This window comes from Robertmurraya mesotrionivorans (assembly GCF_050971805.1).
Taxonomy (GTDB): Bacteria; Bacillota; Bacilli; order Bacillales; family Cytobacillaceae; genus Robertmurraya_A.
On record NZ_JBPCCH010000001.1, the window covers coordinates 286,844 to 313,811 of the forward strand.

The 26,968-nt window shown below is 39.0% G+C and carries 25 protein-coding genes; 21 read left to right on the top strand and 4 right to left on the bottom strand.

The annotated features are described in order from the left end of the window. Positions 1-291: 291 nt before the first annotated feature. Together ACRX5O_RS01405 and ACRX5O_RS01410 are read right to left on the bottom strand one after the other, a co-directional pair. A complete protein-coding gene (locus ACRX5O_RS01405) occupies positions 292-831 on the bottom strand; it encodes a transcription repressor NadR (protein ID WP_433904305.1) in 540 nt (179 codons plus the stop codon). Between the two features lie 32 nt (positions 832-863). Further along, the gene (locus tag ACRX5O_RS01410; protein ID WP_433904306.1) at positions 864-2,021 is read right to left on the bottom strand and encodes an IscS subfamily cysteine desulfurase; all 1,158 of its coding nucleotides are present in this window, start codon (positions 2,019-2,021) and stop codon (positions 864-866) included. Positions 2,022-2,128: 107 nt separating this feature from the next. Here ACRX5O_RS01410 and nadB point away from each other — a divergent pair, with 107 nt between their 5' ends. The 13 genes from nadB to yajC all read left to right on the top strand — a co-directional run bounded on the left by nadB (position 2,129) and on the right by yajC (position 14,366). Next, positions 2,129-3,703: an L-aspartate oxidase gene (nadB, locus tag ACRX5O_RS01415; RefSeq protein ID WP_433904307.1), complete on the top strand. Its 1,575-nt coding sequence runs from the start codon at positions 2,129-2,131 to the stop codon at positions 3,701-3,703. Further along, positions 3,672-4,508 (top strand): carboxylating nicotinate-nucleotide diphosphorylase, encoded by an 837-nt coding sequence (gene nadC / locus ACRX5O_RS01420; RefSeq protein ID WP_433904308.1) that lies wholly within the window; start codon positions 3,672-3,674, stop codon positions 4,506-4,508. The genes nadB and nadC overlap by 32 nt, the downstream gene beginning before the upstream one ends. A 15-nt stretch (positions 4,509-4,523) precedes the next feature. Then, entirely contained in the window at positions 4,524-5,627 is a 1,104-nt protein-coding gene (gene nadA / locus ACRX5O_RS01425) for a quinolinate synthase NadA (RefSeq protein WP_433904309.1), read from the top strand. A 159-nt stretch (positions 5,628-5,786) separates the two neighbouring features. Beyond that, on the top strand, positions 5,787-7,415 hold the full coding sequence (gene safA, locus ACRX5O_RS01430; protein WP_433904310.1) for a SafA/ExsA family spore coat assembly protein: 1,629 nt from the start codon (positions 5,787-5,789) through the stop codon (positions 7,413-7,415). After that, entirely contained in the window at positions 7,396-8,385 is a 990-nt protein-coding gene (locus ACRX5O_RS01435; protein WP_433904311.1) for a phosphotransferase, read from the top strand. The genes safA and ACRX5O_RS01435 overlap by 20 nt, the downstream gene beginning before the upstream one ends. A gap of 93 nt (positions 8,386-8,478) precedes the next feature. Next, positions 8,479-9,228: a YhcN/YlaJ family sporulation lipoprotein gene (locus ACRX5O_RS01440; protein ID WP_433904312.1), complete on the top strand. Its 750-nt coding sequence runs from the start codon at positions 8,479-8,481 to the stop codon at positions 9,226-9,228. A gap of 132 nt (positions 9,229-9,360) precedes the next feature. Further along, on the top strand, positions 9,361-9,882 hold the full coding sequence (locus tag ACRX5O_RS01445) for a BofC C-terminal domain-containing protein (protein ID WP_433904313.1): 522 nt from the start codon (positions 9,361-9,363) through the stop codon (positions 9,880-9,882). 107 nt (positions 9,883-9,989) lie between these two features. Continuing rightward, positions 9,990-10,601, top strand: coding sequence for a Holliday junction branch migration protein RuvA (ruvA, locus tag ACRX5O_RS01450; protein ID WP_433904314.1), 612 nt, complete (start codon positions 9,990-9,992; stop codon positions 10,599-10,601). Between the two features lie 24 nt (positions 10,602-10,625). Then, positions 10,626-11,627 carry a Holliday junction branch migration DNA helicase RuvB gene (gene ruvB, locus ACRX5O_RS01455; RefSeq protein ID WP_433904315.1) on the top strand — a complete coding sequence of 334 codons (1,002 nt, stop codon included), beginning with the start codon at positions 10,626-10,628 and terminating at the stop codon, positions 11,625-11,627. Next, positions 11,624-11,830, top strand: a complete 207-nt coding sequence (locus tag ACRX5O_RS01460) for a DUF2905 domain-containing protein (RefSeq protein ID WP_433904316.1) — start codon at positions 11,624-11,626, stop codon at positions 11,828-11,830. The genes ruvB and ACRX5O_RS01460 overlap by 4 nt, the downstream gene beginning before the upstream one ends. A gap of 31 nt (positions 11,831-11,861) precedes the next feature. Next, entirely contained in the window at positions 11,862-12,890 is a 1,029-nt protein-coding gene (gene queA, locus ACRX5O_RS01465) for a tRNA preQ1(34) S-adenosylmethionine ribosyltransferase-isomerase QueA (RefSeq protein ID WP_433904317.1), read from the top strand. Between the two features lie 24 nt (positions 12,891-12,914). After that, positions 12,915-14,054 carry a tRNA guanosine(34) transglycosylase Tgt gene (gene tgt / locus ACRX5O_RS01470; RefSeq protein ID WP_391560266.1) on the top strand — a complete coding sequence of 380 codons (1,140 nt, stop codon included), beginning with the start codon at positions 12,915-12,917 and terminating at the stop codon, positions 14,052-14,054. A gap of 30 nt (positions 14,055-14,084) precedes the next feature. Continuing rightward, positions 14,085-14,366 carry a preprotein translocase subunit YajC gene (gene yajC, locus ACRX5O_RS01475; RefSeq protein ID WP_251514071.1) on the top strand — a complete coding sequence of 94 codons (282 nt, stop codon included), beginning with the start codon at positions 14,085-14,087 and terminating at the stop codon, positions 14,364-14,366. 53 nt (positions 14,367-14,419) lie between these two features. Here the strand turns inward: yajC and ACRX5O_RS01480 are convergent, their stop codons facing one another. Further along, positions 14,420-14,842 carry a TIGR04086 family membrane protein gene (locus ACRX5O_RS01480; protein ID WP_433904740.1) on the bottom strand — a complete coding sequence of 141 codons (423 nt, stop codon included), beginning with the start codon at positions 14,840-14,842 and terminating at the stop codon, positions 14,420-14,422. 114 nt (positions 14,843-14,956) lie between these two features. Here ACRX5O_RS01480 and ACRX5O_RS01485 point away from each other — a divergent pair, with 114 nt between their 5' ends. Then, on the top strand, positions 14,957-15,607 hold the full coding sequence (locus tag ACRX5O_RS01485; protein WP_433904318.1) for a DUF421 domain-containing protein: 651 nt from the start codon (positions 14,957-14,959) through the stop codon (positions 15,605-15,607). A gap of 19 nt (positions 15,608-15,626) precedes the next feature. Here the strand turns inward: ACRX5O_RS01485 and spoVB are convergent, their stop codons facing one another. Then, the gene (spoVB, locus tag ACRX5O_RS01490) at positions 15,627-17,189 is read right to left on the bottom strand and encodes a stage V sporulation protein B (protein ID WP_433904319.1); all 1,563 of its coding nucleotides are present in this window, start codon (positions 17,187-17,189) and stop codon (positions 15,627-15,629) included. A 130-nt stretch (positions 17,190-17,319) separates the two neighbouring features. Here spoVB and ACRX5O_RS01495 point away from each other — a divergent pair, with 130 nt between their 5' ends. From ACRX5O_RS01495 to dtd, 7 genes are all read left to right on the top strand, one after another. Then, positions 17,320-17,616: a post-transcriptional regulator gene (locus ACRX5O_RS01495; protein ID WP_433904320.1), complete on the top strand. Its 297-nt coding sequence runs from the start codon at positions 17,320-17,322 to the stop codon at positions 17,614-17,616. A 123-nt stretch (positions 17,617-17,739) separates the two neighbouring features. After that, positions 17,740-20,004: a protein translocase subunit SecDF gene (gene secDF, locus ACRX5O_RS01500; RefSeq protein ID WP_433904321.1), complete on the top strand. Its 2,265-nt coding sequence runs from the start codon at positions 17,740-17,742 to the stop codon at positions 20,002-20,004. Positions 20,005-20,104: 100 nt separating this feature from the next. Continuing rightward, the gene (locus tag ACRX5O_RS01505) at positions 20,105-21,019 is read left to right on the top strand and encodes a cation diffusion facilitator family transporter (RefSeq protein ID WP_119709241.1); all 915 of its coding nucleotides are present in this window, start codon (positions 20,105-20,107) and stop codon (positions 21,017-21,019) included. Between the two features lie 107 nt (positions 21,020-21,126). Next, positions 21,127-23,481, top strand: a complete 2,355-nt coding sequence (gene recJ, locus ACRX5O_RS01510) for a single-stranded-DNA-specific exonuclease RecJ (RefSeq protein WP_433904322.1) — start codon at positions 21,127-21,129, stop codon at positions 23,479-23,481. After that, on the top strand, positions 23,481-23,993 hold the full coding sequence (locus ACRX5O_RS01515) for an adenine phosphoribosyltransferase (protein WP_119709239.1): 513 nt from the start codon (positions 23,481-23,483) through the stop codon (positions 23,991-23,993). Before recJ ends, ACRX5O_RS01515 begins: the two co-directional genes overlap by 1 nt. A 220-nt stretch (positions 23,994-24,213) precedes the next feature. Beyond that, entirely contained in the window at positions 24,214-26,409 is a 2,196-nt protein-coding gene (locus ACRX5O_RS01520) for a RelA/SpoT family protein (protein ID WP_433904323.1), read from the top strand. Between the two features lie 21 nt (positions 26,410-26,430). Next, entirely contained in the window at positions 26,431-26,871 is a 441-nt protein-coding gene (dtd, locus tag ACRX5O_RS01525) for a D-aminoacyl-tRNA deacylase (protein ID WP_433904324.1), read from the top strand. The last annotated feature ends 97 nt before the right edge of the window (positions 26,872-26,968 follow it).

The window sequence follows — 26,968 nt, forward strand, 5'->3', positions numbered from 1 at the left end:
GAAAAGATGGACGAGGTTCTGATCCCAGGTGCAATTGCCGAACTAGAAGCGCTCGGTTGTAGTGTATCGGTGCTTGGCAGCTATCCATATTATCATGAAATAGGGTAAAAAGAAAAGCGTAAGCGCCTTGCTAAGCCCCGACAAGCATAAGTCTAATCACGCAGGAAGGCCTGCCTTCTGGAGAGATTTGGCTTATGACCTAGGAATAATGGCTTTAAATTATTCCCTCGAGGGGCTAGGCGCTGGAGCTGGACAAAAAACCTAGTTGCTTTTACGAGCAACTAGGTTTTTTTATTTTCGATCAATGAGAAATCCGGATTTTCCCAGTGCTTCTTCGACTTGATCAAGGATTTGTTCAGATGGTGCGGAGATGGTGTGAATATGAATCCCTCCTGTTAACTCTGAGAGGTAGGAAGATTTGGTTGATTGCATCTTTTCTAAAAATTGCTTTACTTCTCTACGATTTGACACCATAATTGATGCTGTCAAATCGCCGTATATTGGATGTTCAATTCTTACGTCTTTGACAGTAACTCCATGATCAACGAGCAAATTTAATTCTTCTTCTGCCTGCTCAGGGGGATGTGAACAGGCAATGGTTCGGTAAATAGGAGCATCGTTCACTTGATTGGAAAGATATAAATAGCCCTGGCTCGTTGCCATAATTGGCTCGCCCTTCGCCTTTAAAAGCGTAATGTCCCCAACAATTACTTGTCTGCTAACATTCGTTCTTGTTGAGAGTTCCCCTCCAGTAATCGGTGCACCACTTGATTTTAGCCATTCAAGAATGAGCTCACGACGGTTTTCTCCTAATATCTTTTTCTCATTCATTTTAAACGTCTCCCTTATTGTCAACACTACGATTATTTTACCATACTTGTTATTTGATTATCACGCTGTGGTGCTTCATGGATGATAGCAATAATGGTTTGAGCCAATCCTTTCACATCCGCTTCAGTTGTATGAACCCCGAATGATATACGGATGAACTCTTTTGCTGACTTATCATCTATCCCTAGTGCGAGCATCGTTTTGGAGGGGGTAGTCAGTCCCACTTGGCAGGCACTTCCAGTAGAGATTGCGTATCCTTTACGGTTAGCCTCTAGCATTACCCATTGGCCTTCAAGTCCTTTTATTCGGAGACCTAGGATGGATGGTAGCTGTTCATCTACATTACCATGAATAATGAATTCATCTCTTACTTCCATTAGATGGGAGAGAAACTGTTCACGTAAAGATTTCATGTGTTCAAAATTATGAGTTAAGTTTCTTACACTTTTACTGGCAGCTGTAACCATGCTAACAATTGCAGGAATATTCACTGTTCCTGGTCTCATTCCACGCTCATGTGACGTGTTTGGGTAATAAGAATCAAATGGAATGGATGGTGAAACATATAGCGCGCCAATCCCTTTAGGCCCATATATTTTATGACCTGAGATCGCAAGGCTATCTACGAATGGAGAAATCGTTTTTACATCCAACTTCCCAAAGGATTGTACACAGTCACTGTGTAGGAGAATTCCATTTTCCTTACAAAGCGTACCAATTTCATTTAGTGGTTGTATCGTTCCAATCTCAGAATTAACATGTTGTATACAAGCAAGGACGGTATCATCACGAATAGCGGATTGAAACTGCTGTACATCAATCATTCCATTTTCCATTAAGGGCAATTCAGTTATCTCATAGCCTTTTAACATTTTTAAGGATGAATGGATAGAGGAATGTTCAGCAATATTCGTGATAATATGCTTGCCTTTTTTTGATGATTGGGATAAAAGAGATTGAATTCCAAGAAAATTCCCTTCAGAACCTCCACTGGTAAAATATACTCCTTCCTTCTTTACACCTAGTAATCTTGCAATTTCCTCCCTGCACCCTTCAAGTAAGGTGGATGCTCGACTTCCAATATCATGTAGGCTTTGAGAATTTCCATAATACTCTGTTGATGCCTTAACAAATACTGAGGCAGCTTCGGGGTCCAGTGGACAAGTAGCAGCATAATCAAAATATTTCATTGTTGTCCTCCAAACTACTAGATTTCCTTCATAAAACACTTGTCATAATTGTAATTGTATGTAAATATAAGTGTCAAGACACCTGTAAAATACGGATGGTGATAAAAATGATACACTCCGATGTTTTAATTATTGGAAGTGGAGTGGCTGCTTTGCAATTAGCAAAGAAGCTTAGCTGTGATATGAATGTGATTGTTCTCACAAAGTCACAAGCGGCAGATGGAAATTCTAATCTTGCTCAGGGGGGCATAGCGGCGGCAATAGCTATGGAAGACCATCCAGACAAACATTATCTTGATACGTTGGAGGCAGGAAGGTACACGAATGATCGAGAGCTAGTGAAAGAAATGACAGAAATGGCTCCAGACCTAATTAATGAAATGGTTTGTGATGGATGTACGTTTGACCGAGCGAAAGATGGCAGCTTACTGCTTGGATTGGAAGGTGCACATAGTCATAACCGAATCGTTCATAGCGGTGGGGATGCAACAGGGAAAAATGTAATGAATTTTTTTTTAAAGGAAACCATGCACGTACAAATAATCGAAGAAATGGTTGTTTACGAGTTATTGGTTATAGATGGAAAGTGTATCGGGGTAAAAGCTAAAAATAAACATGGAGAGACAAAAGTTTTTCTTGCAAACCATGTTGTTCTAGCAACAGGAGGACTTGGTCAGATTTATAGTTTTACTTCTAATGCAGAAACAGTAGTCGGGGATGGGATTGCACTAGCATACCGTGCAGGTGCGGAAGTGGCAGATTTAGAATTTATTCAATTCCACCCAACTCTTTTGTTTGTTGAAGGGAAGTGTCAAGGACTAGTTTCGGAAGCAGTTCGTGGTGAAGGGGCATTTCTAACTTTACAGGATGGAACAAGAATTATGAAAAATGTACATCCCATGGAAGACCTAGCACCAAGACATATTGTGTCACAAACGATATTTGATTATTTGCAAGCAGGTGAGCAAGTATTTTTAGATATTCGTAATATAAAAGAATTTACTAAAAAGTTCCCAACCATAACTAAAATGTGTGAGGAGAATCGAGTTGACCTTTCAAAAGGTATTATACCAGTTGTACCTGGCTGCCATTTTTTAATGGGTGGAGTGAAAACCGATCATTATGGACGTACAAGTATCCAGAACCTATATGCAATTGGCGAGGTAGCTTACACAGGAATACACGGTGCCAACCGATTAGCTAGTAACTCCTTATTAGAAGGTCTTTTTTTCGGGGAGAGGCTTGCCGGTATAATCAATCAAACAGTAAAGAAGGATTCATCATTATCTTCCTTCATCGAAAGAAGTTCAAGGAAGATGGGAACCGTTTCTCTCCCGGATAAGACAGTTATACAGGCAAATATGATGAAACATGCAGGGATTGTAAGAAACAAAAAAGATCTACAAGAGCATTTATCTTGGCTAGAGAGCTTCCAAATACAGGAGCTGATTAGTTATTCAATCGATGAAAAATCAAAGGAAGATATCCAAGTGATTTTTATGTTAATTACCGCTTGGTTAGTTACGAAATCAGCACTTCTTCGAGAAGAGAGCCGAGGTGGCCATTTCCGCGAGGATTTTCCATTTGAAGATAGCGGATGGTTAGAGAAAAAAATTATTTTAAAACATAGACAGGAGCAGGGAGATTCCTATGAACAAATTAAAGCTGCGTTTGCAACTTGAGCAATTTTTCCTGGAGGATATTGGGGAGAGAGATACAACAAGTGAATTGATTTTTGGCGATGATGAGCAAGGGGAACTTGTATTTATTGCAAAAGAGAATGGCATATTCTGTGGGGAAGAGATCATCCGGACAGGATTCACCCTTCTAGACAATGACGTGGTTATTGATCTGGAAGTAAGGGATGGAGAACGGTTTAAAAAAGGCCAGAAGCTAGTAACCATAACTGGTCAAGTAACCACGTTATTGAAGGGGGAAAGAGTGGTCCTTAACCTTGTTCAGCGAATGAGTGGAATTGCTACTCGAACAAAAGAAGCTGTAAATATAGTAGATTCTACTTCCACTAGAATTGTAGATACACGTAAAACGACACCAGGTCTTCGAATGCTTGAAAAATATGCGGTTCGATGTGGTGGAGGTTTTAACCACCGCTTTGGTTTATACGATGGAGTAATGATTAAAGACAATCATATCGCTTTTGCAGGCTCTATTTCAAAAGCGGTGGAAAATGTAAAATCCAATTTAGGGCATATGGTTAAAATCGAAGTGGAAATTGAATCGAGGGAGCAGTTGTTAGAGGCGATTGATGCTGGTGCAGATGTGATTATGTTTGATAATCGTACACCTGATGAAATCAAAGAGTGGATCACACTCGTTCCGGACGGAATCGTAACGGAAGCTTCTGGTGGCATTACGTTAGAGAACCTGTATAAGTACAAGCATACAGGAGTCGATGTGATTTCATTAGGATTTTTAACACATACGATTCAATCAATAGATATTAGTGCGAAAGTTCATGTGAAGTAAGAGAGGATGAATGGGATGAATTTATTTGAAGTGGTTGAAAAAAATAAGCTTCTGCCTGATTTATACAAAGAACTAACGAAGGATGAAATGGAAAACAGAGTACGAGCCATTAAAGAAAGATTAGGAAACAAACTATATATCCCCGGGCATCATTATCAAAAAGATGAAGTAATACAATTTGCAGATGATACGGGAGATTCATTAAAGCTTGCCCAGCTTTCTGCAGAAAATCAAGAAGCGGAATATATTGTGTTTTGTGGCGTTCACTTTATGGCTGAAACGGCGGATATTTTAACCAATGATTCACAAAAAGTGATACTGCCTGATATGCGAGCAGGGTGCTCAATGGCAGATATGGCCGATATTTACCAAACGGAACGAGCATGGGCAGAGTTGCAGGATGTATTTGGTGATACGATTCTTCCCTTAACCTATGTGAATTCCACTGCGGCTATTAAGTCTTTTGTTGGGAAACATGGTGGGGCAACAGTCACTTCGTCCAATGCTGAACATATGGTCTCATGGGCGTTTACTCAAAAGGATCGAATTTTATTTCTTCCTGACCAGCATTTAGGGAGAAATACGGCTTTTAATTTAGGTGTATCGTTAGATAAAATGGCGGTTTGGGATCCTATCTCCAATACTTTACAATACAAAGGTGATTTAGAAGAGGTAAAGGTGATTTTATGGAAGGGACATTGCTCTGTTCATGAGAACTTTACCGTTCAAAACATTGCGGATATACGTGCCAATAAGCCTGATATGAAAATTATTGTTCATCCAGAGTGTAAACGCGAGGTAGTGGAGCTATCTGATTTAGCTGGTTCGACAAATTATATTATTCAGCAAATTGAGGCATCACCTGCCGGTTCCGCTTGGGCCATTGGAACGGAGATGAATCTAGTGAATCGAATTATTCAGGACCACCCAGATAAACAAATTGTATCTTTAAACCCGCATATGTGTCCGTGTCTCACCATGAATCGTATTGATTTACCCCATTTATTATGGGCGTTGGAAAGTATAGAGCAAGGTGAACTTCATAATATCATTAAGGTCGAGGCTGAAATTGCAGAGTATGCAAAGCTTGCTCTAACAAGAATGCTCGACCAATCCTAAAATGCTAAAGTCCTCCAATCATTTGGAGGTTTTTTTTGTGAGAAAAAAGTGGACAATTCATATTCTTTTTTAAAATTTCATAAGTTTTTATGTAGATTGTTAGCAATTTGCCCACTCCGACATACAATATATGGACTTACGCATAGGAGGGAAATCAGAGTGAAAATCCATATCGTACAGAAAGGGGATACTCTTTGGAAAATCGCCAAGAAGTACGGCGTGAATTTTGAAGAGCTGAAAAAAATGAATACGCAGCTCAGTAACCCTGATATGATCATGCCCGGTATGAAAATCAAAGTACCAACCGGTGGTGGAATGATAAAGAAAGAAGCACCTATCACTGGAAAGCCGGAAGCGAAAATAAATATGGGTACAAAAAAAGAGATGCCTAAAGAACAGCCAATTGCTCTTGCACCAAAAGAAGCGCCTAAAAAAGAAATGCCGATTGAACAACCGCCAAAGATGGAGGAGCAAATCGAACCAATTGCTGAGGCTCCGAAGAAGCCGTTCAAGCCTAAAATGCCACAGCCAATGATACCTGAAATTGATATTAACAACTATTATATGATGAATATGGCGAATTTATCTGTACAACCGCAACAACCTGCAAAGCCAGTACCGAAGCCGCCGAAACCAGTTAAAGAAGAGGTAAAGCCAAAACAATTGGCGCCTGCCGAATTAAAATCTCAACCAGCACCACAATTTCCAATGCAACCCAAACAGCATCCTGCGGAAATGAAGCCTTTACCAGAGGTAAAACCATTGCCGGAAGTGAAGCCAATTAAAGGTGTGAAACCACTGCCAGAGGCCAATACTGACGTTCCAAACTTTACTCAAGGAGGGGGTTACGAACCCATGAATCCAATGTACCCACAAAATTTCTATCCGTATCCACAAGCTACTCCAGGATTTGGTCAGCCAACAGGTTTTGCTCCTCAAGCACCATATCCTCAGGTTCAAGGTGCAATGACAGGTGCGCCTGCAATGCCAACTATGCCGTATGGAATGATGCCAGGAGTTCCAGGAATGGGCATGCAACAGTTCGATGATGAATCATCATCATTTATGCCGCAGATGCCAATGATGCCAGGTCAAGTGATGGGCGTACAAGATACGCAAATGCCAATGATGCCAGGTCAAGTGATGGGTGCACAGAATGCGCAAATGCCGATGATGCCAGGTCAAGTGATGGGTGCGCAGGATGCACAAATGCCAATGATGCCAAGTCAAGTGATGGGTGCGCAGGATGCACAAATGCCAATGATGCCAAGTCAAGTGATGGGTGCACAGGATGCACAAATGCCATTAATGCCAACAGAAGTAGCTGGAGTTCAAGATACTCCAATGTATCAAGCTCCAATGTATCCTTATCCGCCATATCCTGCACCGCTATTTCATTGTGGACCAGTGATGCCTGGACCAGGATACTACCCACCAGGTTATCCATCTATGGGTATGCCACAACAAATGCCATATAGTCCAATGCCACAAGTGCAAGGGGTAATGGATCAAATGGAATCACCGAGTATGGGCAATCACCAAATGCCTTTAGCACCAAATTATCCAGCTCCAGCCGTACAAGGCGTACAGGATGATTGTGGATGTGGTGGTCCTGCCATGACGCCATACGGAATGGGAGCAGGCTTTGCTCCAGGTATGCCACCAGTGTATGCTCCATCCTACGGGCAACCCATGGCACAGCCGCCATATATGAATCCTTATGGGTACGGACCATCAGCATATGGAATGCCTAGAGGTCAAAATACGAATGATGGAAATGATGAATAATGTTAGTGGAGACGATTTAACTCTAAATCGTCTCTTCTCCTATTTACAGGAAGAGCTCGTCACTCCGATTGAATCCATTCAACCAATTAGGAAGAACGTATATCTGTTAGAAACGAGTAATCAACTTGTTGTGCTAAAGGGGTTTAGTCATTTAAGAAAACTGCAGATCCAAAAGGCTTTTGCTGCGTCTTTAAGACAAGAAGGGTTTAAGTACTCATACATTTTTCAAAACCTCGAAAAGGAATCACCACTTTACTTAGACGATATGTATTACGGATGTCTTGAGCACATACCACTATCCTCCAGCAGTCCTTTTTCTTATGAATCGGAAGAAGAAAGAAAAGATGGGCTTCGTCTCCTTGAAGAATTTCACCAGACTACAGGAAAGCTTTCAAGAAGGTATCAAACGGTACTAAAAGAATACAATCTTACGTTGAAATGGAGAGAACGTGCAGCTCGTTTTATTAATAATTTATCCATTATTAAATTTTTTGTGCAGCAAGAAATATTAAATGAAGTGATGGAATGGGCCGATTTTTCCTTAAAGGGGCTTGAGTTAGAAAATTCATTTTTGAACAATCATGATCAAGTGATTCTTCATGGCGATTTAGCACACCATAACTTTATTCGTGGTATAGACTCAGAACTATATTTAATTGATTTTGACTTAGTTTCAATCGGTAGTCCAGCCTGTGATTACTTACAATATTGCAATCGTATTCTGCCGAGTCTCGATTGGTCTTTACATGATCTTACTGAATACGAGCAGATACAACCCTATTTAAATAATCGTGGATTTTTGTATGCTTTATTATTTCCAACAGATATCTTTCGTGAATGGAATCGACTCATTAAAGATCGTCAATATTCAAGCACATTTCAAGTAAGACAGGTTCTTGATTTAACTGTACGGCAATTTTTTAGTCGGCAAAGCTTTGTAGAGCAGGTAAAGCTTTTACTTGAAGATTAATTGGTCGTAACTGTCAGGATTAAAAAGCCAGAACCCTCACACCCTATAAATGAGCATGATCATGCTCTCAAATAAGCGGAGGGGGTTATTCGCTTGAGTAAAAAGCTTGTTTTACTTCCAATTACTGCTGCCTTAACTTTTAGTTTAGCTGGTTGTAGCCAGGATGAAGCAACTGATGGCGATCAAGCAATAAGCCAACCATTTGGATACTACTCGAATGAAAATCATAACGGTGGTGGAAATGCAAGAATTTACAACGAAAATGATGGTCCATTGGTAGAAATAATGGATCACTCTCTTGGTGAGGAAGGACAGAGAAGCAGAGAGAATCGAAGACAGCATTTAATGCAAAAAGATGAAGCAGGAAATCCTGTTAATCCTACAGTCCCTCGAGCTAAACAGGATAAAAACTTTTTTGAAAAAGATAACCGTTATAGTCATGCAGATGCCAATTATCACGGGCATTTAGATGACCAAACCCGTAAAGCAAGAAGCTCCTATTACACAGCGTATGAAGGAGATTTAGCCGAAAAAATAGGTGATGTTACGGCGAAGGTTCCCAATGTGGAAGATGTTCGTTCCGTAGTATATGGAAGCAATGTATTAATTGCAGTTGATTTAACGAACTACGATCGTGATGTGGAAACAAAGGCAGATATCACTAGAGCGGTTCAACCCTACCTTCGAGGAAGATCGGTACAGGTAGTGACGGATGAAGGAACATTTAGCAGAATCAGAAATATTGATAATGACTTACGTGATGGTGGTCCACGTGAGACTATTGATGCAGATATAAAAGGGATGTTTCGAACATTAAAGGCCCGAATTCAAGGGAAAGAATAGGATTCGAAAGAGTTGATCGAAATGATCAACTCTTTCGTGCGTTAATGGGCATAAATTTGAAAAAAATGGTCATTATATAAATGGAATCATGAAATTAGCTCTTTATTGTAACTTTCAAACGAGGTGATCATTATGAGAACCAAATGGATCGGTTGTTTAGGGATATTGCTTCTCGTATTCGTTTTTCATACAAACTATGTCCTAGCAGAAGATTCAAAAACCACACCAAGATTAGAACCCATTGAAGTAAAGGTGATTCTTGAACGAGTATATCTAGACGGAGAAGTTAGTGAGGAGCAAATGGAGGAGAAGATTTGGTCAATGGAACAGTTCTGGTCAAAATATGATCAATGGCAGGTCGTGGATATGGATGATAAGTCTGTCGTGTTCCGTAAGCATGTAGACGACATTTCTCCACTATTAAAAGCTAATGGTTACTTCGGAATTACAGACGATGGTGTGCTAACGATCTATTACGGAAAACCACAAAAATATAATATTATTCAATCCTTCTTTCAATTGGATATTGGAAAATTAGAAAGTACGAGACATGAAGAACTAAAGGAAGGAATACCGATTAGGAATAAAGATCGGTATGTCGAAGTGCTTGAAACGTTTAAAAATTATACTGTTCAGGAAAAACAAGCGAACTAAAGGAGCCGGAATCGGTTCCTTTTTGTATTTTCATCCTACATTTAGCGGCATGTACTAACATATTGTGATACAATGAGGTACAGCAAATTTAGAGGAGTTTTAGCTACATGTATGATTATATTAAAGGAACGGTCGAATTTATTGGACCCGAATATATTGTTGTAGAGGCAGGAGGCATTGGATACCAAGTATCTACTCCGAACCCTTTTAGCTTTTCAAAGAATATTCACCAAACGATGCAAATTTTTACTTATCATTATGTAAGAGAAGATTTGATCGCTTTATACGGTTTTTCTTCAAGGGAGGAAAAAATTCTCTTTACAAAGCTCCTGAATGTATCGGGAATTGGGCCAAAAGGAGCGTTAGCAATATTAGCGTCTGGCGTACCAGAACAAGTGGTTCAAGCAATTGAAGAAGAGGATGAAGCTTTTTTAGTGAAATTCCCAGGGGTAGGAAAGAAAACTGCTAGACAAATGATCTTAGACTTGAAGGGGAAACTTCCACAAGCACTTCCAGATTATTTTCCTAATTTATTCAATGAGGAAATACATGTGGAACAACCAAAGTATTCAAATCTTGCACTTGAAGAAGCGATGTTAGCATTACTATCGCTTGGATATTCTGAAAAAGAAATAAAGAAAATTACTCCGAAGCTTGAAGTGGAAACACTAGAAACAGAGCAATATATTAAAAAAGCTCTACAGCTTCTTTTAAAATAGAGTTGGAAAAAGGGTGATTGAGTATTGGACGATCGGATTATTTCTGGTGAGGCAGATGTTCAAGATTTATCATTCGAACAAAGCTTACGCCCGTTAACATTAAAACAATATATCGGTCAAACAAAAGTAAAAGAGAATTTAGAAATATTTATAGAGGCTGCCAAAATACGTCAAGAAACGCTTGATCATGTTCTTTTGTATGGACCCCCAGGATTAGGGAAAACGACACTAGCAACGATTATTGCAAATGAGATGGGAGTTAACATCCGAACGACAGCTGGTCCAGCAATTGAGAGACCAGGAGATTTAGCGGCCATTTTAACAGCACTTGAACCTGGTGATATATTATTTATCGATGAAATTCACCGACTTCCAAGAGCTATAGAAGAAGTATTATATCCAGCCATGGAGGATTTTTGCCTTGACATCGTGATTGGAAAAGGGGCAACAGCTAGGTCTGTAAGACTTGATTTACCACCATTTACACTTGTTGGTGCCACAACTAGAGCAGGTTCTCTTTCAGCTCCACTTCGGGATCGATTTGGAGTTTTAAGCAGATTAGAATATTATAAAGAAGATCAGCTGATGGATATCGTATTACGAACAGCCGAAGTGTTCCAGGTAGACATTACAAAAGATGCGGCATTAGAAATTGCCAAGCGTTCAAGAGGGACACCACGTATTGCGAATCGCCTGCTCAGACGAGTTAGAGATTTTGCTCAAGTAAAAGGAAATGGAATGATTGACTATTCATTAGCCGTTCACTCCTTACAACTTCTTCAGGTAGACCCGTTAGGTTTGGATCATATTGATCATAAACTATTAAAGGGTATCATCGAGAAGTTTAGAGGAGGACCTGTGGGATTAGATACAATTGCAGCAACAATTGGAGAAGAATCACATACGATTGAGGATGTATATGAACCGTATTTACTTCAAATAGGATTTCTTCAAAGAACTCCAAGAGGCAGAATTGTTACGAATCTGGTTTATAAGCATTTTCAAATGGAGGTACCTTCAGAATGACTGGTGTTCCAAAGATTCTTATGACATTAGGGGCAATCATTTTTGTCGTTGGATTTCTCATGCAGTTTATAAATATCGGTAGACTTCCAGGCGATATTATTGTGAAAAAGGGAAACACGACTGTGTATTTCCCCATTGTTACCTCCATTCTTGTTAGTGTTATTTTATCTGCCATTTTTTATTTTTTAGGGAAATTTCGTTAATATTTGTAGTGTTTAAGAAGGGTGAAACAGCATGAAAGTAGACTTATTTGATTTTCATTTACCAGAGGAACTCATTGCGCAAACTCCTTTAGAGGAGCGAACAAACAGTAGACTAATGGTATTAGACAAGGAAAATGGAAAGTTAGAGCATACTATATTTAAAAATATCGTAGAGTATATTAGGCCAGGAGATTGCCTGGTTCTAAATGACACGAGAGTCTTGCCTGCGAGATTATTCGGTGAAAAAAAAGAAACCGGTGCCAAGATTGAAGTATTACTTCTCAAGCAGTTGGATGGAGATCGTTGGGAAACTTTAGTAAAGCCAGCGAAAAGGGTTAAGGAAGGAACAGTCATTTCATTTGGAGATGGACTCTTGACGGCCGTGTGTGTCGGGGAAGCCGAGCACGGAGGAAGAACTCTTGAATTTAACTATGAAGGAATTTTTTATGAGGTATTAGAGCAGTTAGGAGAAATGCCACTCCCTCCCTACATAAAAGAACAATTAGACGATCGAGAACGATATCAAACGGTATTTGCTAAAGAACGTGGTTCAGCTGCAGCTCCGACTGCGGGTCTTCATTTCACAGAAGAGCTTTTAGAAGAAATTCGCTCCCGTGGGGTTCATATCGCCTTTATTACACTTCATGTTGGACTAGGGACATTTCGACCTGTCAGTGTAGATGACATTTTAGAACATGATATGCATGCCGAGTTCTATCAGATGACAGAAGGAACCGCTCGATTACTAAATGATGTAAAAAAACAAGGTGGACGAATCATTTCTGTTGGAACTACCTCCACGAGAACATTAGAGACAATCGCGTCGAAGCATAACGGGGAGTTTGTCGCAGAAAGTGGATGGACCGATATTTTTATTTTTCCCGGATATACATTTCAAGGAATTGACGGGATGATTACAAATTTCCATCTTCCAAAATCCACATTAATCATGCTTGTAAGTGCACTTGCGGGAAGAGAAAATGTTATTCATGCATATGAAACAGCAGTAACTGAGAAGTATCGTTTCTTTAGTTTTGGCGATGCGATGCTTATTGTTTAATTACTTACTAGGAGTTGACTATTTTTGACGGCTATTCGTTACGAATTAATAAAGACATGTAAACAGACAGGAGCAAGGCTAGGGCGCGTACATACACCACACGGTTCATTTGACACACCTGTCTTTATGCCGGTAGGAACACTTGCAACGGTAAAAACGATGTCACCAGAAGAACTTGTTCAGATGGGAGCAGGAATTATTTTAAGTAATACCTATCATCTTTGGCTTCGACCTGGACACGAGATTATTAAAGAGGCTGGTGGGCTTCACAAGTTTATGAACTGGGATCGGGCCATTTTAACTGACTCTGGTGGCTTCCAAGTATTTTCTCTAAGCAAGTTTCGCCAGATTGAGGAAGAGGGAGTTCATTTCAGAAATCATTTAAACGGGGACAAGCTCTTCTTATCGCCGGAAAAAGCGATGGAAATTCAAAATGCATTAGGCTCGGATATCATGATGGCCTTTGATGAATGTCCACCATTTCCTGCTACGTATGAGTATATGCAGAAATCGGTCGAACGTACATCACGTTGGGCAGAAAGATGCTTAAGTGCGCATCAACGTCCGGAGGATCAAGGATTATTCGGTATTGTACAAGGTGGAGAATATGAAGAACTTCGGAAACAAAGTGCACGTGATCTAGTTTCTCTCGATTTCCCTGGATATGCAGTTGGAGGCTTATCTGTTGGTGAACCGAAGGATATTATGAATCGAGTTCTAGAATTCACAACCCCTCTATTACCATCGAATAAGCCAAGATATTTAATGGGAGTAGGTTCTCCAGATTCTCTAATCGATGGGGCTATTCGAGGAATTGATATGTTTGATTGTGTTCTACCAACTAGAATAGCTAGAAACGGAACATTGATGACGAGTGAAGGTAGATTGGTTGTGAAAAATGCGAAGTATGCAAGAGATTTTGGACCACTTGATCCAAATTGCGATTGCTACACTTGCAAAAACTATTCTCGTGCGTATATTCGCCACTTGATTCGTTGTGATGAGACGTTCGGAATCAGACTTACAACTTACCATAACTTATATTTTCTGTTAAAATTAATGGAGAATGTCAGACAAGCAATCAGAGAAGATCGCTTAGGGGACTTCAGAGAAGAATTTTTTGAGCAATATGGCTTTAATCAGCCGAATGCAAAAAACTTCTAAATTGATAAGACATTGAAAGGAGGTTAGACAATGGAAGGACTATTAGGTACATTAGGTCCATTAATCCTAATGTTTGCATTATTTTACTTCCTGTTAATTCGTCCACAGCAAAAGCGTCAAAAGGCGGTTTCGCAAATGCAAAGCGACCTGAAAAAAGGGGATAAAATCGTGACGATTGGTGGCCTACACGGAACAGTCGATGCATTAGACGAAGGCAAGGTAGTTATTAAATGTGGTGATGGAAGTCGTCTTACATACGACCGCGCTGCTATTAGAGAAGTAACCGAATCTAGCTCTGTAGCAAATGCATAACACATAAAAAGAGGCGAACCTTAACGGGTTTGCCTCTTTTATTTCCTATTTTATTATGCGGCTCTTTTAGAAGTGGTACTTATATTTACACCTAAAATTCCGCCCATCATGGCAGTTAAAATATAGCAAACATGATAAACGATTTCTTCAAAAGAAAATAAACTATCCATTCCTAAAAATTGGAATAAAAAAATGATTGTGGTGTAAACAATGCCAGTGAGGCCTCCGACTAACCAGCCTTTTTGTTTCCCTTTTCCCCCTGATACGAACCCACCTAAAAACAATGTGATAAATGAAACACCAGTAATAACAAATTGTAATGAAGATTCGCTAGTTGGTGTAAATCGGAGAATTAAGGAAAATATAACCGAACTAACAATTGCAAACAAAAATACAGTTATGACCCCGTATAGTACGGCGTTGCCAAAATTTTTCGATTCTTCGATTGGACCCCTCTCCCTTCTAACTTTTCTCAGTAATTGCTTAGTACAAGCATATTCATGAGCTTTTCTAAATAGAATCACATTTTGTTCATGTTTTCTGCAGATTTGCAAACAATAAAATGAATGAACATAAAGGGAGCGTTTCTTTTGGATCAATATTTTTTAATTGTTATTCGGACAATTATTTTATACGGTGTCATTTCTATTATTTTTCGACTAATGGGGAAGAGAGAGCTTGGAGAGTTAAACGTATTAGATTTGGTTGTCTATATTATGATCGCAGAAATAGCAGTCGTAGGCATCGAAAAGCCAGATGAAACAATAGTGAAAAATATTTTACCGATGGCTGTGCTCATGATTATTCAAATCACCTTGGCCTTTTTTTCCTTGAAAAGTAAAAAGGTTAGGGATATGTTAGATGGGAAGCCTTCCATCATAATTAACAATGGAAAAATCGATGAGCATGAAATGAGAAAACAACGCTACAATTTCGATGATCTCCTTTTACAGCTAAGAGATAAGGATATTCGTAATATTGCTGATGTAGAATTTGCGATACTTGAAACATCAGGAAAGCTATCTGTTTATGAAAAAAGCCGGAATCAAGGGGGGATTACGATCCCGTTAATATTGGATGGGGAGGTTCAAGAAAGTAATTTACAGCGCTTAGAAAAAAATAAATTTTGGCTTCTTCAGGAACTAAAGAAACTGGGATATACTCAAGTAAAAGAAATTTCCTTTTGCAGCTATCAAGATGGGAAATTTTTTGTGGATTTGATAGACATAAAAAAGAGGTGAGCAGTCGGTCACCTCTTTTTTAACGCATAATTAGTTTTGACAATACATTTCCAATGAAAGGTACTCGTATCATTTCTTCTTTTTTAATTTGTCCTGCAATGATAATAAATAGTGTGTAGCAGATAGTAATGGCCGCACAGCTTACGATCACGTTAAGTGATAATGGCAAGTCCCCTTTGAAGTAATTATAGGAGGATAAACCAGCCCATCCGGAAACGCCCATACTAGCAAAGGTTAGTAAATAATCCCAAATATAAAAGGTGAATGAAATCTTCTTCAGAACCGTTGCAAAATGGAGAAGAGTCACAACTAAAAAGCCGAAAACGATCCCCAAGGCCGCTCCTTTAATACCAAAGCTTGGCTGACTCGCTAATAAAAATATAACAGCCGTTTTTACAACGGAACCAAAGAGCGAGTTAATCATAGCGGCCCTTGCTAAATCAAGTGCTTGCAGAGTAGCTTGTAATGGACCTTGATAGTAATAGAAAAGGAAGAATGGTGCCATGATTTGAATAAAGTACGCTCCGCTTGAAGATCCATACATGACCTCCATAAGCGGTTCAGCTAAAACATAGAGTATCACAACCGATAATCCACCCGTTAAAAAAGCAAAGCGTAGTGCTTGTTGTAGTCGATATTCAATCAGCTTTTTATTGTTCTGTGAATTTGCCTCACTGATTGCTGGAACGAGCGACGTGGACAGCGATAAAGTTATAAACGATGGCAATAGTAAAAGCGGCATAGCAAAGCCTGTTAGTGCTCCATATTGCTTTGTTGCAGTGATGGCCGCAACACCAGCAATAGCTAAGCTATGTGAGACGACAATCGGTTCAAAAAACCACGCAATGGAACCAATCATACGGCTTCCTAACGTTGGTAAAGCAACGCCCATCAGTTCTTGAAATGTTGATTTTCCTTCTTGTACATGCTTGAAAAATTTCTTTCTTATCCGAAATTGTTTCTTGAGCTTAAATGAAGTAATTAAATAAATCAAGGAGATGAGCTCTCCAATTACAGATGCAACCATCGCCCCAGCTGCCGCGTATTCTACCCCATATGGCATAAACATACTTGTTAATACAGCTATCAATGTGATTCTTGCCGCTTGTTCAATCACTTGTGAAATGGCAGACGGTTTCATATTTTGTCGGCCTTGGAAATACCCTCTTAGCACGGAAGATAGTGCAACGATTGGAATGATTGGAGCAATCGCGAGCAATGGTAAATGTGTGCGTGGATCTGTAAAAAGAGTTTCTGATAAGTACGGTGCAAGCCAAAATAGAGCAGGAGTAAAGATAAGGGATAAAGTAAATGTTGTTGCTAAGGAAACAACAAGTATTTGTTTTATTTTTTTTGTATCACCTTTTGCCTCTGCTTCTGCTATATTTTTTGAAATAGCCACCGGTAGGCCTAGTTGTGTGAGAGTGACAACAAGAATAAGGGTCGGAAAGGCCATCATATATAATCCAACGCCTTCTTCGCCTATAAACCTTGCAATCACAATCCTATTAATAAAACCAAGAACTCTTGTTACAAAGCCGGCAACTAACAAAATTATTGTTCCTTTTAAAAACTTCGACATCTCGCTACCTGCCTTCTCAAAATAGGTATAATCATATACAATTAACTATATGCACCCATGTGGACAAAGCATGACAAGGTATTATAAATTTCTCTATAATTTATACTCTAGTATTAGGAGGCGGCTCGATATGGAAATGGACAAAAGTTACGATCGTTTTCGTAAAGAAGTACACCCAGCATTAATTAGTAAGATAGAAGAGTTTTCCCTTCTTGGATATGGGACGATCAGTCAAGATAGTCTTTGGGAGTTCTTAAGTAAGAAGAAGTGGAGAAAGCCGAAGGAGGACGTGAAGGTCTATGAGGTAGTCTCAGATATTCTTTCTGTAAATGTAGGAGAATATATGAATTATGCGACTGTTGAAGCATTTAAGTCGGATGAGTTTTCGCTTGCGAATGATGAAGAGAGAAGGGAATTATTAAAATAAGTACATACTCGTCCATAAATTGACACTATTTCCTAACTGTTTCATAATATTAGAATAAAAAATACAAGCAGGTAGCATGGTGTTACCTTGCCTGGGTTACATTTTAAGGAGGATTTATACATAATGGTCAAACGCAGTAGAATTGTGGCCTTTTTGTTATTGCTGCTTCTTTTTGCAAGTACAATTGGGACAACTACGAATAGTATTTTAAAAAATATTAAACTAGGTTTGGACCTTCAAGGAGGATTTGAAGTCCTCTACGAAGTGGAACCTGCTAAAAAAGGCCAAGAAATTGACCAAGAAGTTTTAAATAGTACGGTAGAGGCGTTAGATAATCGAATTAACGTGCTAGGGGTAAGTGAGCCGATTATTCAAATTGAAGGTGATAATCGGATTCGTGTTCAGCTTGCCGGTGTATCTGACCAGACTAAAGCACGTGAAATTCTCTCCACAGAAGCGAATTTAACGTTCCGAAATGCTAGTGATGAAATCATGATGGATGGTACTGATTTAGTTGAGGGTGGTGCGAAGCAAACCTTTGATGAAAACAACAAACCTAGCATCTCATTACAGTTAAAGAGTGCTGATAAATTTCGAGAAGTGACACAAGAAATCGTTGGAATGGCTCCCCAGAATCAATTAATTATCTGGCTAGATTTTGAAGAAGGGAAAGATTCCTACCAAGCAGAACTTGCCAAGGAAGAACCAAAATTTCTGTCCAATCCAAATGTAAATCAAGTGTTTAATCAAGATACGGTTTCCATTGTAGGGGATTTTGAATTAGAAGAAGCAAAGACGTTAGCTTCCTTGTTAAATGCAGGAGCACTGCCAGTTAAGCTTACCGAAGTGTATTCAACTTCTGTTGGTGCTCAATTCGGGGAAGAAGCATTAAATGAAACGGTGTTTGCCGGAATCGTAGGAATTAGTGTCATCTTCTTGTTCATGCTCGTCTATTATCGTTTCCCTGGATTTATTGCTGTTATTACACTCTCTCTTTATATTTACCTGATTCTACTGATCTTTGATTGGATGAATGGAGTGTTAACTTTACCAGGAATAGCAGCTCTAATCCTCGGGGTAGGTATGGCTGTAGATGCCAACATCATTACGTATGAAAGAATTAAAGAAGAACTAAAGGTTGGAAGAACGGTTAAGTCGGCGTATGAAGTGGGAAGTAAAGGTGCGTTTTGGACTATTTTTGACTCGAACATAACAACCATTATTGCCGCTGGAGTATTATTTGCCTATGGTACAAGCTCTGTTAAAGGGTTTGCAACGATGTTAATTATCTCGATATTAGGAAGCTTCCTTACTGCTGTTTTCGCATCACGTCTATTGCTTGGTCTGTGGGTAAAAAGTGGTTTCTTAGATCAACGTCCTACTTGGCTTGGTGTAAGAAAGAAAGATATGAAAGATATTTCTGAAGGTTACGATGCCATCGATTTACCTACCAGATTCGATCGATGGGATTTTGTGAAAAATCATAAAATCATCTTTACCATTTCAGGTGTTTTATTCTCAGTAGGGCTGGTCGTTCTTATCTTGTTTAAGCTAAATCTAGGAATTGACTTTGCAAGTGGAACGAGGGTGGAAGTACCGTCCGATAAGCCAATTGAAACCGAACAGTTAAAGGATGAGTTTGCAAAATTTGATCTTGAAGCTGAAAATATTGTCATGTCTGGAGACAATAGTGACGTTGCTGTGGTTCGCTTTTTAGGCGTATTACCAAAAGAAGAAATTGCTGAGCTTAAAGCTCATTTTAAAGAATTGTACGGTTCAGAACCGAATATCAGCACGGTTTCCCCAGTGGTTGGAAAAGAGTTAGCTAAAAATGCAATGATTGCTGTAGCCATAGCATCCATTGGAATTATTCTCTATGTGTCGATTCGTTTTGAGTGGAGAATGGCTCTTGCTGCAATTGTCGCCCTCTTACATGATGTTTTCTTCATTATTGTTTTGTTTAGTTTTACAAGACTAGAGGTAGATTTGACATTTATTGCAGCCGTCTTAACTATTGTCGGTTACTCAATCAATGACACAATCGTAACATTTGACCGAATGAGAGAAAACTTGGCTAAGAAAAAGAGAATTAAAACTTATGAAGAACTTGCTGATGTTGTAAATAGTAGTTTACGTCAAACATTAGGAAGATCAGTAAATACGGTCCTAACCGTAGTTATTGCTGTTGTTGCTTTACTGCTATTCGGAAGTTCCTCCATTCTTAACTTCTCATTAGCATTGCTAATTGGATTAGTTGTTGGTGTATATTCCTCTATTTTTATCGCTGCTCAACTATGGCTAGTGATGAAAGCAAAAGAACTTAAGCAAAAGGGAGTTCTGATTACTGAAAAAGTAAAAAGAGAAAGAACAGACGAGCCGCAGGTTTAATTCTAGAACCACAGGGAATATTTCTCTGTGGTTTCTCTTTTTGAATAGGATTTTTTGGTTAGACTAATTGGTAGTGAATGGGTTGAAGGAGAGTTAAGTATTGGAAAATCAAGAGCGATTTAAAAAAGCGGAATTTGTAGCAATCATAGGGATTATCGGGAATTTAATTTTAGCTGTCTTGAAATGGGTAATTGGTGTGTATGCAAACAGTCGGGCTTTAGTTGCTGACGCTGTTAATTCGGCTTCAGATGTAGCGGGCTCTTTAGCCGTTTTTATTGGACTGCGTGCTGCTAAACAGCCACCAGATGAAGATCATCCATATGGACATGGCAAGGCGGAGTCGATTGCTGCCATTATTGTGGCTGTTTTATTGGTTTTAGTTGGATTTGAGATTGGAAAATCTTCCTTTCAAGCGTTTTTCCAACCGATTGAAGCCCCTAAACTAATTGCTCTTGTGGCGGTGATTGTATCAATTGCCATTAAAGAGACTATGTACCGTTATACCTTCTCGATGGGGAAGAAGTTAAACAGTGATGCCTTAATTGTAACTGCTTATGATCACAGGTCAGATGTGTATTCGTCTTTAGCAGCGTTAGTGGGGATTGGCTGCGCGATTTTAGGGGAAAAGCTTGCTATCGGCTGGCTCGTGTATGCAGATCCTGTAGCTGGGTTATTCGTATCCATTCTTATATTAAAATTAGCATGGAAACTGGGGAGTGAATCGATTCACAATGCTCTTGATCATGTTTTACATGAAGAGGATACCATAGAGCTTCGAAAGATTGTTGAAAGCATACCAGAGGTCAAAAAAATTGATGAACTACACGCAAGGGAACACGGTCACTATGTGATTATCGATTTGAAAATATCTGTCGATCCCTATATAACAGTCGAGGAAGGGCACCGAGTAGGGAAAAAGGTAAAGCAAAAGCTAATGGAAGAAAGACATGTTGAAAATGTGTTTGTACATATCAACCCTTACAATCCGGATAATAGTGACATTACTTATGATTAATGAAGAGTCTGCTTAGAAGCGGGCTTTTTTATTTGCTAACTGGGGAAACCATTCCATTGAACAGTAGACAGCCTCAGGGTATAATAGAAAAGCTAAGGGGTGAAGGAATGTTAAAGCCAAAATCACGCTGGAGTGTTCAACAGCATAAAAGTGAAGACGATGTGAAAGAGCTTTGTAGCGAATTGAAGATATCTCCTCTTGTAGCTTCTTTGCTTGTACGAAGAGGATTAAATACAGCATCTCTAGCTAAAAAATTTTTGTATGAACATGAAGAACAATGCCATGACCCATATCTATTAACGGGGATGGACATTGCGGTTAATAGAATTCATCAAGCAATTGAAAACCAAGAACCGATTTTAATTTTTGGTGATTACGATGCCGATGGTGTAACGAGTACATCTGTCATGATGCTTACATTAAAGGAACTAGGTGCAATTGTCGATTTTTATATTCCGAATCGTTTTACAGAAGGGTACGGTCCAAACGAACCCGCTTTTCGTCATGCTCACGAAAGTGGAGTGAAACTAATAATTACTGTGGATACAGGTATTTCAGCTGTACATGAGGCAAGTGTCTTAAAAAGTCTTGGTGTCGACTTGATTATTACCGACCATCATGAACCAGGTCCAATCCTCCCTGAAGCATTAGCAATTATTCATCCAAAGCTACCGGGAAGTACATACCCTTTCAAGGAGTTAGCTGGGGTAGGAGTGGCGTTTAAGCTTTCCCAGGCCTTACTAGGACAACTTCCTGAGCATTTACTTGAGTTTGTAGCGATTGGAACGATTGCTGACCTTGTCCCTTTGGTTGATGAGAATCGCTATTTAGTAAAAAGAGGGTTAAAAAAGATAAGAAGCAGTAGTAGAACAGGGATCAAGGCCCTTTGTAAACAAGCTGGAATCGAACAACAAACCATAGATGAGGAAACGATTGGTTTTACGATAGGACCTCGAATCAATGCAGTAGGTCGGTTAGACTCAGCGGATCCAGCTGTACACTTGCTTTTATCCGAAGACGTGGATGAAGCGGAAATGCTCGCAGAGGAAATCGATTCGTACAATAAGGAACGACAACGCATTGTATCGAGCATTGCAGATGAAGCGATTCAACAAGTAAATGATTTCTATCCTATTGAAGATAATTCTGTTATTATCGTTGGACAAGAAGGCTGGAATGCAGGAGTAGTTGGGATTGTTGCATCTAGATTAGTAGAAGCATTTTACCGTCCTACGATTGTTTTAAGCTTTGATCGGGAGAAAGGTATTGCTAAAGGCTCGGCTAGAAGCATTGAAGGATTTGATTTATTTAAGAATCTATCCACATGCAGAGAGATTCTACCTCATTTTGGTGGACATCCTATGGCGGCAGGTATGACGCTAAAACTTGAGGATGTGGATGAATTAAGATCAAGATTAAATGAGCTGGCAGTAAATCAATTGTCTGAGGAAGATTTCATCCCAATCACGGTAGTTGATTTAGAAATGTCGATTAAAGATGTACAACTAAATGCTTTAGAAGAGCTACAACTTCTTGCACCGTTCGGGACAAGCAATAAAAAACCAAAGATTTTGTTAAGAGATGCGAATATATCGCAAATTAAGAAAATCGGTGCCAATCAAAGTCATTTAAAACTAACACTAGAACATGAAGGCGCCATCCTTGACGGAATCGGTTTTCATTTAGGTGAAAAGGTAGATCATATATCGCCACAATCGAAGCTCTCAGTCGTAGGTGAATTGTCTATAAATGAATGGAATAATATAAGGAAGCCCCAAATCTTTTTACATGATCTGGCCATAAATGAATGGCAATTATTTGATTATCGTGGAATAAAGCAGGTTGGTAAGCTGAAGGAAATGGTTCCTACTAGCAAGTGGATTAGCTTTAATAACCAGATTTCAGAGAAAATAAAACAGGCACTTTCGGATCGGTTACATCTTATTGAAACGGTTGAGCAAGCTAGAAATATGGATATTGATGATCAGTATGTAGTTTTATATGATCTGCCAACATCGAAGGAATTGTTGACATCATTACTGAATGGAAAGAAACCTGCTAGAATTTATGCCCATTTTTACAAAGAGGCAAGTGACTTTTTCAGTACGATCCCAACACGGGATCATTTCAAATGGTATTATGCGTTTTTATCAAAAAAGGCACCTTTTGATTTGAAAAAATACGGTGATGAGTTAGCTAAATACCGTGGCTGGTCAAGAGAAACAATTGATTTTATGTCACAGGTGTTTTTTGAACTAGATTTTGTTAAAATAAACAATGGATTTATTACACTTAACACTAGCAGTCATAAACGAGATCTAACGAGCTCTAAAACATATCAGAAAAAACAAGAAGATTTAGCGCTTGAACAAGAATTATTATATTCCTCCTATCAGGTACTTCACTCCTGGTTGGATGAGTGTATTCGAGGCTCGGTGGAAATTGAGGAGGAAGTAAAGTAATGGATTTAAAGAAATATGTAACGATTGTAGAAGATTGGCCAAAGCCAGGGATTAAGTTTAAAGATATTACAACATTAATGGATAACGGTGACGCGTATCGTTACGCAACCGATCGTATTGTAGATTATGCAAAAGAAAGAAATATTGATATCGTCGTAGGTCCAGAAGCACGTGGTTTTATTATCGGATGCCCAGTGGCATATTCTCTAGGGGTAGGATTCGCTCCGGTTAGAAAAGAAGGAAAACTACCAAGAGAAACAGTGAAAGTAAACTACGGTCTTGAGTATGGTAGTGACGTGTTAACGATCCATAAGGATGCAATTAAACCAGGACAACGTGTATTAATCACGGATGATTTGCTGGCAACAGGTGGAACGATTGATGCAACGATTAAACTTGTAGAGCAATTAGGTGGAGTTGTTGCAGGAATTGCCTTCTTAATTGAGTTAACATATTTAGATGGAAGAAACAAATTAGATGGATATGATATTTTAACTTTAATGGAATACTAAAATAGACAAAAAAGCGCAGCAATTGTTGCGCTTTTTTTCATATATTTGGATCGAAAATGACATGATTCGACATTATTTTTAATTCTCCCAGAAAAATAACAGGCTTTCCCTTTACATATCGAGTTTTTTTTTCGATAATAGTAACAATATTACTTTTATTTTTAATAAAAAAAATAATCCTCACATTCATGGGGTAACATAGAAAGTTAAAGGTGATTATATGGCGAATGATCAAGTGTTGACCGCCGAACAAGTCATCGACCGAACGAAAAAATATTTAAATGATGAAAATGCTGCATATGTGAAAAAGGCATATGAATTCGCAAAGCATGCTCATCGTGAACAATATCGTAAATCCGGTGAACCGTACATTATTCATCCCATCCAAGTTGCAGGAATATTGGCTGACTTGGAAATGGACCCAGCTACGGTTGCTTCGGGTTTTCTTCATGACGTCGTTGAAGATACAGATGTAACAATTGAAGATCTAGCAAAAGAATTTGGTGAAGAAGTTGCCATGCTTGTCGACGGTGTTACAAAACTCGGGAAGATTAAGTATAAATCTCATGAAGAGCAGCAGGCAGAAAATCATCGAAAAATGTTCGTAGCAATGGCCCAAGACATTCGGGTCATCTTAATTAAATTAGCTGACCGGCTCCATAATATGCGTACGTTAAAGCATTTGCCAGTCGAAAAGCAAAGACGTATTTCAAATGAAACGTTAGAAATTTTCGCACCATTAGCACATCGTCTAGGGATTTCTAAAATTAAATGGGAACTTGAAGATACAGCACTACGTTACTTAAATCCACAGCAGTATTACCGTATTGTAAATTTGATGAAGAAAAAGCGTGCAGAACGTGAGCAATACTTAGACGATGTTATTAAGGAAATGCGAGTTAGCCTGGATGAAGTTTCGATCAAAGCAGAAATCTCAGGGCGTCCCAAACATATTTATAGCATTTATCGAAAAATGGCGATTCAAAACAAGCAGTTTAACGAAATATATGATTTGCTTGCAATAAGAATCGTCGTAAATTCGATAAAAGATTGTTATGCGGTGTTAGGAATCATTCATACTTGCTGGAAGCCAATGCCTGGACGATTCAAAGATTATATTGCCATGCCGAAACCAAATATGTATCAATCTCTTCATACGACCGTTATTGGACCTAAAGGTGATCCATTAGAGGTTCAGATTCGTACATTTGATATGCATGAGATTGCTGAATTTGGGATTGCTGCACATTGGGCATATAAAGAAGGAAAATCAGTTAACGAAGGCTCCTCTCTTGAAGAAAAATTAACATGGTTTAGAGAGATATTAGAATTCCAAGATGATACAGCAAATGCTGAAGAGTTTATGGAATCCTTAAAAATTGATTTATTTTCCGATATGGTGTTTGTGTTCACACCAAAAGGTGATGTATTTGAGCTACCGTCTGGTTCTGTACCTATTGATTTTGCTTATCGTATCCACTCGGAAATCGGTAATAAAACAATTGGCGCAAAGGTAAACGGTAAGATGGTGACCCTTGACTACAAGTTAAAAACAGGGGATATCATCGAGATTTTAACTTCAAAACATTCATACGGTCCTAGTCAAGACTGGTTAAAGTTAGCTCAAACATCACAAGCCAAAAATAAAATTCGTCAATTCTTTAAGAAGCAACGTAAGGATGAAAACGTTGAAAAAGGTCGCGAGCAGGTTGAGAAAGAAATCAGAAGCATGGATTTTGATGTGAAGGAAATCTTAACACCTGAAAATGTGAAAAGAGTAAGTGAGAAGTTTAACTTTTTCCATGAGGATGACTTGTATGCGGCTGTTGGATATAACGGGATCACTGCTCTTCAAGTAGCCAATCGTTTGACTGAGAAATGGAGAAAGAAGCGAGATCTTGAACAAGTTAGCACAATTTCAAATGCAGTGTCAGAATTAAAGTCATTCCCTTCGACGAAAAAGAGGGAATCAGGTGTGAGGGTTACGGGAATAGATAATCTTCTTATCCGACTTTCTAGATGTTGCAGTCCTGTTCCAGGAGACGAGATTGTTGGCTTCATAACGAAAGGTCGCGGTGTCTCTGTCCATCGTGCGGATTGTTCAAACATCGATACTGAGGATGCAAAGGCTAGACTGATACCGGTTGAATGGGAAACAGGATTAAATAATAAAAAGGAATATAACGTGGACATTGAAATCAGTGGGTACGACCGACGCGGTTTATTAAATGAGGTCCTACAGGCTGTGAATGAAACGAAAACGAACATATCAGCGGTTTCCGGAAAGTCAGATCGAAATAAGATGGCAACAATCAATATGTCTATTGCTATCAATAATGTAAGTCATTTACAAAAGGTCGTGGAACGTATTAAGCAAATTCCTGATATATATTCTGTTCGCAGAGTAATGAATTAGAAAGTTAAGGAGTTTACTCTTATGAGAGTGGTTGTTCAAAGAAGCAAAGAAGCTAGCGTGACAGTAGACGGTAAAACGATAGGGGAAATTACAAAAGGATTCGTTCTTCTTGTCGGTATTACTCACAGTGACACAACGGAGGATGCAAAGTACGTTGCAGAGAAAATCGTCAATCTTCGTGTGTTTGAGGATCAGGAAGGGAAAATGAATTTATCCTTGTCTCAAGTGGAAGGAGAAATTTTGTCAATCTCTCAGTTCACCTTATACGGTGATTGTCGCAAAGGGAGAAGACCTAACTTCATGGAGGCTGCCCATCCAGATCATGCTAGTGTGATATACAATCAATTTAATCAATTGTTACGGGATCAAGGTGTAAAGGTTGAAACAGGTCAATTTGGAGCAATGATGGATGTAGCTCTTATTAACGACGGCCCGGTAACACTGATCATTGAGAGCAAGTAAAAAGCGAGTTCAATTGAACTCGCTTTTTTTATAAGATAAGAAAGTATAAGTTTTTGAACTTTGAACAGTGTCTAGCTCCAGCGCCTAGCTCCTCGGG

What these genes read in the sequence shown, in the direction of transcription:
- nadB (WP_433904307.1), top strand. Translation starts at nt 2,129, where the DNA reads ATGATACACTCCGATGTTTTAATTATTGGAAGTGGAGTGGCTGCTTTG.
- ACRX5O_RS01435 (WP_433904311.1), top strand. Translation starts at nt 7,396, where the DNA reads ATGATGGAAATGATGAATAATGTTAGTGGAGACGATTTAACTCTAAAT.
- secDF (WP_433904321.1), top strand. Translation starts at nt 17,740, where the DNA reads ATGGTCAAACGCAGTAGAATTGTGGCCTTTTTGTTATTGCTGCTTCTT.
- recJ (WP_433904322.1), top strand. Translation starts at nt 21,127, where the DNA reads ATGTTAAAGCCAAAATCACGCTGGAGTGTTCAACAGCATAAAAGTGAA.
- ACRX5O_RS01460 (WP_433904316.1), top strand. Translation starts at nt 11,624, where the DNA reads ATGACTGGTGTTCCAAAGATTCTTATGACATTAGGGGCAATCATTTTT.
- nadA (WP_433904309.1), top strand. Translation starts at nt 4,524, where the DNA reads ATGAATTTATTTGAAGTGGTTGAAAAAAATAAGCTTCTGCCTGATTTA.
- ruvA (WP_433904314.1), top strand. Translation starts at nt 9,990, where the DNA reads ATGTATGATTATATTAAAGGAACGGTCGAATTTATTGGACCCGAATAT.
- dtd (WP_433904324.1), top strand. Translation starts at nt 26,431, where the DNA reads ATGAGAGTGGTTGTTCAAAGAAGCAAAGAAGCTAGCGTGACAGTAGAC.
- ACRX5O_RS01520 (WP_433904323.1), top strand. Translation starts at nt 24,214, where the DNA reads ATGGCGAATGATCAAGTGTTGACCGCCGAACAAGTCATCGACCGAACG.
- yajC (WP_251514071.1), top strand. Translation starts at nt 14,085, where the DNA reads ATGGAAGGACTATTAGGTACATTAGGTCCATTAATCCTAATGTTTGCA.
- queA (WP_433904317.1), top strand. Translation starts at nt 11,862, where the DNA reads ATGAAAGTAGACTTATTTGATTTTCATTTACCAGAGGAACTCATTGCG.
- spoVB (WP_433904319.1), bottom strand. Translation starts at nt 17,189, where the DNA reads ATGTCGAAGTTTTTAAAAGGAACAATAATTTTGTTAGTTGCCGGCTTT.
- ACRX5O_RS01405 (WP_433904305.1), bottom strand. Translation starts at nt 831, where the DNA reads ATGAATGAGAAAAAGATATTAGGAGAAAACCGTCGTGAGCTCATTCTT.
- ACRX5O_RS01445 (WP_433904313.1), top strand. Translation starts at nt 9,361, where the DNA reads ATGAGAACCAAATGGATCGGTTGTTTAGGGATATTGCTTCTCGTATTC.
- nadC (WP_433904308.1), top strand. Translation starts at nt 3,672, where the DNA reads ATGAACAAATTAAAGCTGCGTTTGCAACTTGAGCAATTTTTCCTGGAG.
- ACRX5O_RS01515 (WP_119709239.1), top strand. Translation starts at nt 23,481, where the DNA reads ATGGATTTAAAGAAATATGTAACGATTGTAGAAGATTGGCCAAAGCCA.
- ACRX5O_RS01495 (WP_433904320.1), top strand. Translation starts at nt 17,320, where the DNA reads ATGGAAATGGACAAAAGTTACGATCGTTTTCGTAAAGAAGTACACCCA.
- ACRX5O_RS01410 (WP_433904306.1), bottom strand. Translation starts at nt 2,021, where the DNA reads ATGAAATATTTTGATTATGCTGCTACTTGTCCACTGGACCCCGAAGCT.